Below are 9,816 nucleotides of genomic sequence, written 5' to 3' on the forward strand. Positions count from 1 at the left end.
GGGTGGCCGACGGTGCCGCCGCCTTGCAGGCAATCGGCCGCCGGGCACCGGACCTCGTCATGCTCGATATCGGCATGCCGGAAATGGACGGGCTGGAGGTCTGCCGGCGGCTGCGGCACATATCCGATGTGCCGGTGCTGTTCCTCTCTGCGCGCGACGAGGAGATCGACCGCATCCTCGGGCTCGAAATGGGCGGCGACGACTATGTGACGAAACCATTCAGCCCGCGCGAGCTGGTTGCCCGCGTCAACGTCATCCTGCGGCGCGCCCGCCCGGCGGCGCCCGAACCGGCCGACGACAGGCAGTTTTCGCATGGCAAACTGGCTCTGGCGCCGGCCAGCCATACCGCCAGCTTCGACGGCAAGCCGTTATCGTTGACAGGAATTGAGTTCTCGATCCTGAAGGGGTTCCTGGCGCGGCCGGCGCATGTGCTCGACCGCGACGCGGTGACGGCCAGCGCCTATGCCGCAAACATCCACGTCGCCGGCCGCACCGTCGACAGCCACATCCGCAACATCCGCGCCAAACTGGCAGCTGTGGGTTGCCCTAATGTCATCGAGACGGTGCATGGCGTCGGCTTCCGGCTTGGCCGATGCGGCTGACGGCCTCCAGCAAATGGATCGGCCGCAAATGGCGGCCACGGCTTGCCACGGTCGTCGTCGCCATCCTGATCATGGTGATGGCCTTGCCACTGGTCGGCCTGTTCTTCTTCCGCCTCTACGAGAACCAGCTGATCCGCCAGACCGAGGCGGAGCTGATCGCGCAAGGCGCTGCCATCGCCGCCATCTATGCGCGGGATGTACGTGACGCCGGCATCCCACCGGAAAAGCTCGGTGCGCCGATGCCGGAGCCAAGTGGGGATTCAAGCCGCAGCGTCAATCCGGACCCGCTCTACAGGCCAATCGAACCGCAGCTCGATCTTGCCTCGGATTATGTCCTGCCGACCCGGCCGGCGGCGATGCCGGCGATCGTCGATCCCGCCTTCGCGGTGATCGGCGCGCGCCTGTCCGGCATCCTCGACGCCACCCAGAAAACCACGCTGGCCGGCTTCCGGCTGCTCGACCCCCGGGGCGTCGTCATTGCCGGGCGCGGCGAGGTCGGCCAGTCGCTCAGTGCGGTCGAAGAGGTGCGCACAGCACTTGCCGGCCACTATGCCAGCGCGCTCAGGCTGCGCATTCCCGACCAGCCGACGCCACCGCTCTATTCGGTCAGCCGCGGCACCAAGGTGCGTGTCTTCGTCGCCCTGCCGGTCGCTGTCGACGGCCAGGTCGCCGGCGTCGTCTATGTGTCGCGGACGCCCAACAACATCATCAAGCATCTCTATGGCGAACGTGGCAAGGTGACGTTGGCGGCGATCGCCATTCTCGGCGGCACGCTGCTCATCGGTCTCATCTTCCTGCGCACCGTCAGCCGGCCGATCTATGCGCTGATCGACCGCACCGAGCGTATCGCCGCCGGCGACCGCACGGCGATCCGGCCGCTCGACCACCACGGCACGCGAGAGATGGCGGAGCTGTCCGCCGCCTTCCTCGACATGGCCGAGAAGCTTCAGGCGCGGTCGGACTCGGTCCAGACTTTCGCCACACATGTCTCGCATGAGCTCAAATCGCCGCTGACGGCGATCCAGGGCGCGGCCGAATTGCTGCGCGATTCCGGTGGCGCGATGGACGATGCGGAGCGGCGGCGTTTCTCCAACAATATCGTCACCGATGCGGGGCGGCTCAATCTGCTGGTGCGGCGCCTGCTCGACCTGGCACGCGCCGAAAACCTGGCGCCGAGCGGCGAAAGCACATCGCTCGGTGCGGCACTGTCGCTGCTGCCCGTCGACAACAGGCTCGCGGTTAGCATCGGGGCCGGCGGCGACATCAGATTGCGCATATCGGCCGAGAACGCGGCTATCGTGCTGGCCAATCTCATCGACAATTCGGCCAGGCATGGCGCGATGCAGGTTTCTGTCTCCGCTACGAGCGCCGGCGGCAAGGCGAGCATCCTGGTCAGCGATGACGGTGCCGGCATTTCGCCGAGCAACCGGGCGCGCATTTTCGAGCCGTTCTTCACCACGCGGCGCGAACAGGGCGGCACCGGCATGGGGCTTGGCATCGTGCTGGCCCTCCTGAAAGCGCATGATGGTATGATCGCGCTGGTTGACAGCGAGCGCGGCACGCGCTTCGAGGTCATTCTGCCGGTGGCGTGAAGGACACTATCGGCCGGATCGGAGAGAACATGCGCTACGACATCGTCATCATCGGCGGAGCCATCGTCGGCTCCTCGGTCGCCTATTACCTGCGTGAGCAAGGGTTTTCCGGCACGATCGCGCTGGTCGAGCGTGATCCGCAATTCGCGCATGCGGCAACGACGCTGTCCATGGCCTCGATCCGCCAGCAATTCTCGATCCCGGAAAACATCCGCCTGTCGCAGTTCACGCTGAAGCTGTTCCGGCGGCTGAAGGAAGAGTTCGGGGATGACGCCGATATCGGCTTTCGCGAGGGCGGCTACCTCATCCTTGCCGGCGAGGACGGCTTGCCGATCCTGAGGAGCAATCACCAGGCGCAGATGGCCGAGGGCGCCGACATTGTGCTGGAGGACGCGGATCAGCTGGTGCGCCGGTTCCCATGGCTGTCGACCGAGGGCATTTCAGCCGGCGCCTATGGCCGCAGCGGCGAAGGCTGGTTCGACGCGCATGCGATGCTGACGCTGTTCCGCAAGGCGCTGCGGCAGAAGAAAGTCGATTTCATCGCCGCAGATGTCACCGGCATCGCGCGCGATGGCAACCGCGTCACGGGAGTGAGCCTGGGCAATGGCGAGACGCTGGAGGCTGGCATCGTCGTCAACGCCGCCGGCCCTAACGCCGGCAAGGTGGCTGCCATGGCCGGGCTCGAGCTGCCGGTCGAGCCGCGCAAGCGCAATGTCTTCGTCTTCGAGGCGCGCGAGAAATATGCCGACATGCCGCTGCTGGTCGATCCCTCCGGCATCTATGTCCGTCCGGAAGGCTCGGTCTACCTCACCGGCGGCGCCGAACCGGAGGAAGGCGACTGCGCACCCGATCCCGGCGACTTCGAGGTAAACTGGCCACTGTTCGAAGAGGTGATCTGGCCGGTGCTGGCGACCCGTATTCCCGCCTTCGAGGCGATCAAGCCGACCCGTGCCTGGGCCGGCCACTACGACTACAACACGCTCGACCAGAACGCGGTGATCGGTCCGCATCCCGACGTCGGCAATTTCCTGTTCGCCAACGGCTTTTCCGGCCACGGCCTGCAGCAGGCGCCAGCAGTGGGCAAAGCGCTGGCCGAACTAATCGTGCATGGCGGTTATCGCACGGTGGATTGCTCGGCGTTCGGGTATGAGCGGGTGGCGGAGGGAAGGGCGTTCCGGGAATTGAATGTGATTTGAGCGGGCAAAGGGAAGGTCCTTTTTGACGCTGGCGCGAAGGATCGCTACGGTTGCGGAAGAGTATTTCGAGCGAGCCTCAGCCCTTGCGGTCGAACCAGAAGGCGTCGGCCATGCGCTTCATGCCGATACGTTCGTAGAAGCCTACGGCATCGGGCATGGAGATCAGGCTGATGGCGACCGATGGTCCAAGCTGCCGGCGCGCCTCGTCCATCAGGCCCTTGCCGATGCCGAGCCCCTGTGCCGATCGGGAAACGGCGAGTTCGGAGATGTAGCAGACCCAGGAGAAGTCGGTGATCGCCCTGATGACGCCGATCAGCGGCTTGCCCTGAATATCAAGGCGCGCGGTCAGCACCAGATTGGCGCCCGACAGCATCGCCCGCAGCCGCGCTTCATCATCGATCGGCCGTGTCTCGCCGAGGCCGGATTCGACCAGCACGCGACGGAATTCGGCGATGTCGAGCGCGGGTTCTCTGTTATAGAGGACGTGTGCGTTTTCTGCCATGGCCGCCAGATTGCACCATCGGGCTGGCTTGTGCCACCATGCACGAACAGTTGCCTTTTATTTGCCGCCGGCTTTGTGTAAACCGGGCCTCAGCAAATTCCCCCGCAACGAAAACACGGGCAAAAGCCATGGAAAAATTCACCAAGCTCACCGGCGTCGCCGCTCCGATGCCGATCGTCAATGTCGACACCGACATGATCATCCCCAAGGATTACCTCAAGACGATCAAGCGCACCGGGCTCGGCACCGGCCTGTTCGCCGAAATGCGCTACAAGGACGACGGTTCGGAAAACCCGGATTTCGTGCTCAACAAGCCGGCCTACCGCAAGGCGCAGATCCTGGTCGCCGGCGACAATTTCGGCTGCGGTTCCAGCCGCGAGCACGCACCATGGGCGCTGCTCGACTTCGGTATTCGCTGCGTCATCTCGACCTCGTTCGCCGACATTTTCTACAACAACTGCTTCAAGAACGGCATCCTGCCGATCACCGTCAGCCCCGAGGATCTCGAGAAGCTGATGGACGACGCCTCGCGCGGCTCCAATGCCACGGTGTCGGTCGACCTCGAAGCCAAGGAAATCCGTGGGCCGGATGGCGGCGTGGTCAAATTCGACCTCGACGACTTCAAGCGGCACTGCCTGCTCAACGGGCTCGACGATATCGGCCTGACCATGGAGAAAGCCGGCGCCATCGCTTCGTTCGAGAAGCGGAACGCCGAACAGCGCCCCTGGGCCTGAGCGGCGCGCTCCGGACGGATGGATCTGGCCTTTCGGGCCGGTTCGCGGCGACTGAGTGGAGGGACAGTCATGACACGTTCGCTTCTTGCCGGCCTTTGCGGGCTGGCCTTGTTGCTGGGGCAAATCGCCAGCGCGTCTGCGCAGACCCAGACGCCCGCCACACAGCCGGCCCCGGCGACGGAGCAGCCGTCCGCCGATCAGGGGACGAACGCCGCCGATGCTTCCGATGACGACAAGCAAGCTCCCGTCCCGTTCGAAGGCGGCACGCTGACCATCACCCAGAAGGAACAGTACGGCGAGAAGGTGCTCGCCTATGACGGTCAGCAGCTGGCCAGCAATTACGATGTCTTCTTCGACAAAACAGTCGAGGTCGGCGGCGTCAAGGTGGCGCTGTTCGATGTCGGCGACGGCGGCAATCAATGCGGGCCGGCGACGGTGATCGTCTGGAAACCGGAAGGCGGCACGATCCAGAGCACCACGGTCGAGCAGGACCAGTGCGGCGCGCCGCCCTCGGCGGTGTCCGACAGCGCCATCTATTTCGTGCCCTACCTGTTGCCGGGAGATCAGAAGCCGGCTTTGCAATGGTCGCCGACCGACGGGCTGACGATTTCGGGCAATCTTACCTACATGCCGGAACCCGGAACGGACTGGAAAGACATCGATCCGGAAAAGTACCAGAACATCATCGACGCCTTCCACAATGAGGCCGTCTACACGGAAGCGGAAAAGCTGCTCGGCAAGGACATGCCCGACATGGCGACCAGCCTGCTGGTCGGCGGCGGCACCGAAAAGACCGCTTCGGGCGCCTTCTACGCCAGCGGCTGCGTGCCGCATGACTGCGGCGGCAATGACGGCTTCATGGCGGTCGACCCGGCCCAGCGCAAACTCTACTTCGCCCGCCGCGGCGACAATGGCCAGCCGCAGGCGTGGCCTGGTGTGGCGACATGGCCCGCGGATGTGAAGGCGGCGTTGGACAAGGCGCTGGGGGCGGCAAATTAAAGCTTTAGCGTTGCGCAGCACCCCCTCGCTTTCGTCATCCTATGGTCTGCGCCGCGTCGCTACGCTCCTTGCTCCGCCATAGGATGACGACGGAAGGGATGCTTCAACCAATCTCGGAGGTTCGCGCTTCGCTTCCGGGATAACAGTTTGCCTGGCTTGGCCCACGACCCGCGCCGTTCCGCCTGCTAATGCTGGCCGACAACCCAAGCAAGGCCCCTCATATGCGCAAACTCATCTCCACCGGTTCGCCGTTCGAAAAGACCGCCGGCTATTCGCGCGCCGTGGTGCAGGGCGACTGGTGCTTCGTCTCCGGCACCACCGGCTACGACTATGCGACGATGACGATGCCGGAAACGGTGGAGGCGCAGACGCGCAATTGCCTGGCGACGATCGGCAAGGCGCTGAAGGACGGCGGCTTCGAGATGGCTGACGTGGTGCGGGCGCATTACTACATCACCGACCAGGCCTTCGTGGATGTAGTCTTCCCGATCCTCGGCGAGACGTTCGGTGACATCAGGCCGGCAGCGACGATGATCGTCTGCCAGCTCAACAAACCGGAAATGAAGATCGAGATCGAGGTGACGGCGCTGCGGCGCACGGCCTGAAGGGCGACCGACGATGAAAGTCCAGCGCATCGTTGCCAATATCGAGACAGCGGATGTCGCGGCGGCGAAGCGTTTCTACCAGGATGTGCTCGGTCTCGACCTGCTGATGGACCTCGGCTGGATCGCGACCTACGGCTCGCAAGCAAAGATGGATGTCCAGGTCAGCTTCATGGCGCAAGGCGGCTCCGGCACGCCGGTGCCGGATCTCTCGATCGAGGTCGACGATGTCGATGCAGCGCTCGATGCCATGAAGGCGGCGGGCTTTGCCATCGAATACGGACCGGCCGACGAACCGTGGGGCGTGCGACGCTTCTACGTGCGCGATCCGTTCGGCCGGCTGGTCAACATTCTCTCGCATCAGTGATGACGTATGCCGGCGGGACAGCGCCCCCCTCTGGCCTGCCGGCCATCTCCCCCTCAAGGGGGGAGATTGGATGTCGCCTCGGCGTTCGCCAATCTCCACGTCAGAAAGAAGAGGCGAAACGATAATGCTGCCAATCTCCCCCTTGAGGGGGAGATGCCCGGCAGGGCAGAGGGGGGCGCTACGGATCACCAACGAATCGGGTTATCCGTGATCGCTGCGTTCCTGCTTGCATGCAACTCGCTTGGCGTTTAGCAAGGCCGCGGTTCAAATCTTTCCAGGACGGTTTCTCCATGGCAACGAAGCATCTTTTCCTGCTCCCCGGTGACGGCATCGGTCCTGAGGCCATGGCCGAGGTCAAGAAACTGATCGCGGTTATGAACGACAGGCTCGGCAGCGGTTTTGCCACCGATGAGGGGCTGGTCGGCGGCTGTGCCTATGACGTGCATGGCGCGGCGATCTCCGATGCCGACATGGAAAAGGCGATGGCGGCCGACGCGGTGCTGTTCGGCGCCGTCGGCGGTCCGAAATGGGATGCGGTGCCCTATGAGGTGCGCCCGGAAGCCGGCCTGCTGCGCCTGCGCAAGGACATGGAGCTATTCGCCAATCTGCGCCCGGCCATCTGCTATCCGGCGCTGGCGGCGTCCTCCTCGCTCAAGCAGGAGGTGGTCGAAGGTCTCGACATATTGATCGTGCGCGAGCTGACCGGTGGCGTCTATTTCGGCGAGCCCAAGCAGATCATCGATCTCGGCAACGGACAGAAGCGCGGCATCGACACGCAGGTCTACGACACGTTCGAGATCGAGCGCATTTCGGGCGTCGCCTTCGAACTCGCGCGCACCCGCAAGAACCACGTCACCTCGATGGAAAAGCGCAATGTGATGAAGTCGGGCGTGTTGTGGAACGAGGTCGTCACCCAGACCCACAAGGCGCGCTATTCCGACGTCAAGCTCGACCACATGCTGGCCGACGCCGGCGGCATGCAGCTGGTGCGCTGGCCAAAGCAGTTCGACGTCATCGTCACCGACAATCTGTTCGGCGATATGCTGTCCGATATCGCCGCTATGCTGACCGGCTCGATCGGCATGCTGCCGTCGGCCTCGCTCGGCGCGCCTGACGTGAAGACCAAGAAGCGCAAGGCGCTCTACGAGCCGGTGCACGGTTCGGCGCCCGACATTGCCGGCAAGGGCATTGCCAACCCGATCGCCATGATCGCCTCCTTCGCCATGTGCCTGCGCTATTCCTTCGGCATGGTCGATGAAGCCGACCGCGTCGAAGGCGCGATCGCCGCCGTGCTCGACGCAGGCCTGCGGACGAAAGACATCATGTCCGATGGCATGACCGAGGTCGGTACGGTTGAGATGGGCGACGCGATCATCGCCAAATTCCTGGGCTGATACCGTGACGGTCGACGTCCGCTGGGCGACGATCGAGGACGCGACGACGCTCGCGGCCATGTTTTGCGAGATGGCGGAACATTATCGGCAACCGCCTCTCAATGCCGACCGGGCCCTGTCTGCGGCACGAAAATGGCTTGGCGAGGAAAGCCCGGCCTATCCGCATTTCGCGCTCGCCTTCATCGAGGGCGAGGTCAGCGGCCTGGCGTCGGTGGCGATCGCGCATCCCGGTATCGATCTCGAGCGGCTGCTGTTCCTTAAGGACCTGTTCGTGCGCGACAAAGCCCGCAACGCTGGTGTCGGCCGGGCGCTGATCGGCTTTCTCGCCGATCATTGCCTGCGCGAAGGCATCGGCCGCATCGACCTGACCAGCGAGGACTGGAACGAAGGCGCGCAGCGTTTCTACGACCGACTTGGCGCAGAACGCCACGGCCAGAAGGTCTTTCTCAGGCTTTCGGGCGAGGCGCTGAAGGCGATCATCCCTAGACCCTGACGCCCGCCGGCACCGGTCCCCACTGGTTTTCGCGGGCCTGCGTCGGGATCAGCGCGAAGACCAGGATGATCAGGCTGCCGATGGTCGGGATCAGCACCACCAGATAAAGCCAGCCCGAGAGGCCGATGTCATGGATGCGGCGAACGGTCATGCCGAGGCTGGGCAGCAGTGTCGCCAGGACGAAGGTGCCGCAAAGGCCGACGGTTACCGCCGCCGATACGCTGCTGTCGAAATTGCCCATTTCATTGTCGGCGAAAAGACCGATGCCGCCGATGACAAGCAGCGAGACCACCCAGAACAGGAAATAACCCCAATATTCCTTGCGGCGGGCACGTCCGGCGAAATTGAAATAGTTCTGCGTCACGCCACGCCAGAAATAGCCCCAGAGATCGGTGGGCTCGGCCGGCCCGGGGGAACGGCCGAAATGCTGGGCCTGTGGCGCAGAAGCGGATGGTGCGTTACCGGCTTGAGTCGGCGCGGCGCTCGTACCAGCGTCGCCGGCCGGCGCAGCCGTCTCGGCGGCGATCAAAAAGACGTCGCGCGCCTGGCCGCCGCCCGCCTGGAATTCCACGCCCGCTTCCTTCCGCATAGTGGTTTCCCGGCGCAGGTTTTCGCGGGTGAAGGTGTAGCGGTTGCCGTCGGCTCCGGTGATGAAGCCGAAACCCTGGACTTCGTCATAGTGAAGCACTTTGCCGCGCATTTGCCACCCCCACTTGCCACGTCCCTGCCAAGGTGTGGCACATGGCCGAACCGATGGGCAAGACCGCATCGGGATGCGGCCGGCGTCATGCGGGCGGATGAGGCTCGTTGCCCGGTCTTACGAAGGCCGCTTCTTCGCCTTCTTGTGCTTGGGTGCACCAGAGGTGTCGAATTTCGGCTTGCCCGGCTTCTTCGCCCATGGCTTTGCATCATGCGGGGCAGTCGGGCGCTGATCGGCTGCTGCCGGTGCACGTTTTTCGAATTTGCGCTTCGGCGCGTTGGGATCGAACGGCGCCTTGCCGCGATGCGGCTTCTTGTCGGGGCTTGGCGGCTGATAGCCGGCGCGCGACAGATCGGGCGTACCGTCGAGCCGCTTCACCAGGATGTTGCCTTGCAGCTTCCGGTCGGGACCGATCGCGGCCAGGAAGCGGTCTGCCCAATCCGCCGCGATCTGCACGTAGGTCTCTTCCGGCTGCATCTTGATGGCGCCGATCTCTCGCTTCGAGATGCTGCCGGTGCGGCATAGCATCGGGATGAGCCAGCGCGGCTCGGCATTCTGCCGGCGCCCGATCGACAGAGAGAACCAGACGCTGTCGCCGAAATCGTCGCGGCGGATTGGGCAGACCGCTTCCTGGC

General features: G+C 64.2%; 12 protein-coding genes. 9 read left to right on the forward strand and 3 right to left on the reverse strand.

Annotated elements, in window-relative coordinates; all coding sequences use genetic code 11:
- The 3 genes from EN925_RS10235 to EN925_RS10245 all read left to right on the forward strand — a co-directional run.
- A partial coding sequence (locus EN925_RS10235; protein WP_164894173.1) for a response regulator transcription factor occupies window positions 1-602 on the forward strand: 602 nt, incomplete at its 5' end.
- Entirely contained in the window at window positions 593-2,194 is a 1,602-nt protein-coding gene (locus EN925_RS10240) for an ATP-binding protein (RefSeq protein WP_013528784.1), read from the forward strand. The genes EN925_RS10235 and EN925_RS10240, both read left to right, overlap by 10 nt.
- 29 nt (window positions 2,195-2,223) lie before the next feature.
- The gene (locus tag EN925_RS10245) at window positions 2,224-3,390 is read left to right on the forward strand and encodes an FAD-binding oxidoreductase (RefSeq protein ID WP_127388406.1); all 1,167 of its coding nucleotides are present in this window, start codon (window positions 2,224-2,226) and stop codon (window positions 3,388-3,390) included.
- A gap of 76 nt (window positions 3,391-3,466) precedes the next feature.
- Here the strand turns inward: EN925_RS10245 and EN925_RS10250 are convergent, their stop codons facing one another.
- A complete protein-coding gene (locus EN925_RS10250) occupies window positions 3,467-3,892 on the reverse strand; it encodes a GNAT family N-acetyltransferase (protein ID WP_127370323.1) in 426 nt (141 codons plus the stop codon).
- A gap of 128 nt (window positions 3,893-4,020) precedes the next feature.
- On the opposite strand from EN925_RS10250, the gene leuD reads away from it, so the two are divergent.
- From leuD to EN925_RS10280, 6 genes are all read left to right on the forward strand, one after another.
- Complete coding sequence (leuD, locus tag EN925_RS10255) at window positions 4,021-4,626, forward strand: 3-isopropylmalate dehydratase small subunit (RefSeq protein ID WP_013528787.1); 606 nt, start codon at window positions 4,021-4,023, stop codon at window positions 4,624-4,626.
- Between the two features lie 69 nt (window positions 4,627-4,695).
- A complete protein-coding gene (locus EN925_RS10260; protein ID WP_127388407.1) occupies window positions 4,696-5,625 on the forward strand; it encodes a hypothetical protein in 930 nt (309 codons plus the stop codon).
- Between the two features lie 221 nt (window positions 5,626-5,846).
- Window positions 5,847-6,230 carry a RidA family protein gene (locus tag EN925_RS10265; RefSeq protein WP_024504044.1) on the forward strand — a complete coding sequence of 128 codons (384 nt, stop codon included), beginning with the start codon at window positions 5,847-5,849 and terminating at the stop codon, window positions 6,228-6,230.
- Between the two features lie 13 nt (window positions 6,231-6,243).
- Window positions 6,244-6,594 carry a VOC family protein gene (locus tag EN925_RS10270; RefSeq protein WP_127368683.1) on the forward strand — a complete coding sequence of 117 codons (351 nt, stop codon included), beginning with the start codon at window positions 6,244-6,246 and terminating at the stop codon, window positions 6,592-6,594.
- Window positions 6,595-6,884: 290 nt separating this feature from the next.
- The gene (gene leuB / locus EN925_RS10275) at window positions 6,885-7,988 is read left to right on the forward strand and encodes a 3-isopropylmalate dehydrogenase (RefSeq protein ID WP_127368682.1); all 1,104 of its coding nucleotides are present in this window, start codon (window positions 6,885-6,887) and stop codon (window positions 7,986-7,988) included.
- A 4-nt stretch (window positions 7,989-7,992) separates the two neighbouring features.
- A complete protein-coding gene (locus EN925_RS10280) occupies window positions 7,993-8,481 on the forward strand; it encodes a GNAT family N-acetyltransferase (protein ID WP_127365615.1) in 489 nt (162 codons plus the stop codon).
- On the opposite strand, the gene EN925_RS10285 is transcribed toward EN925_RS10280, so the two are convergent.
- Both EN925_RS10285 and EN925_RS10290 read right to left on the reverse strand, forming a co-directional pair.
- A complete protein-coding gene (locus EN925_RS10285; protein WP_127365614.1) occupies window positions 8,471-9,181 on the reverse strand; it encodes a DUF805 domain-containing protein in 711 nt (236 codons plus the stop codon). The two genes, EN925_RS10280 and EN925_RS10285, sit on opposite strands and share 11 nt — an antisense overlap.
- Window positions 9,182-9,298: 117 nt before the next feature.
- On the reverse strand, window positions 9,299-9,816 hold a 518-nt coding region (locus EN925_RS10290), incomplete at its 5' end, for a DbpA RNA binding domain-containing protein (RefSeq protein ID WP_206632814.1).

Origin of the sequence: Mesorhizobium sp. M7A.F.Ca.US.006.04.2.1 (assembly GCF_004022915.1) — a bacterium.
GTDB lineage: Bacteria > Pseudomonadota > Alphaproteobacteria > Rhizobiales > Rhizobiaceae > Mesorhizobium > Mesorhizobium ciceri.

What these genes read in the sequence shown, in the direction of transcription:
- leuD (WP_013528787.1), top strand. Translation starts at nt 4,021, where the DNA reads ATGGAAAAATTCACCAAGCTCACCGGCGTCGCCGCTCCGATGCCGATC.
- EN925_RS10240 (WP_013528784.1), top strand. Translation starts at nt 593, where the DNA reads ATGCGGCTGACGGCCTCCAGCAAATGGATCGGCCGCAAATGGCGGCCA.
- leuB (WP_127368682.1), top strand. Translation starts at nt 6,885, where the DNA reads ATGGCAACGAAGCATCTTTTCCTGCTCCCCGGTGACGGCATCGGTCCT.
- EN925_RS10265 (WP_024504044.1), top strand. Translation starts at nt 5,847, where the DNA reads ATGCGCAAACTCATCTCCACCGGTTCGCCGTTCGAAAAGACCGCCGGC.
- EN925_RS10285 (WP_127365614.1), bottom strand. Translation starts at nt 9,181, where the DNA reads ATGCGCGGCAAAGTGCTTCACTATGACGAAGTCCAGGGTTTCGGCTTC.
- EN925_RS10260 (WP_127388407.1), top strand. Translation starts at nt 4,696, where the DNA reads ATGACACGTTCGCTTCTTGCCGGCCTTTGCGGGCTGGCCTTGTTGCTG.
- EN925_RS10270 (WP_127368683.1), top strand. Translation starts at nt 6,244, where the DNA reads ATGAAAGTCCAGCGCATCGTTGCCAATATCGAGACAGCGGATGTCGCG.
- EN925_RS10245 (WP_127388406.1), top strand. Translation starts at nt 2,224, where the DNA reads ATGCGCTACGACATCGTCATCATCGGCGGAGCCATCGTCGGCTCCTCG.
- EN925_RS10250 (WP_127370323.1), bottom strand. Translation starts at nt 3,892, where the DNA reads ATGGCAGAAAACGCACACGTCCTCTATAACAGAGAACCCGCGCTCGAC.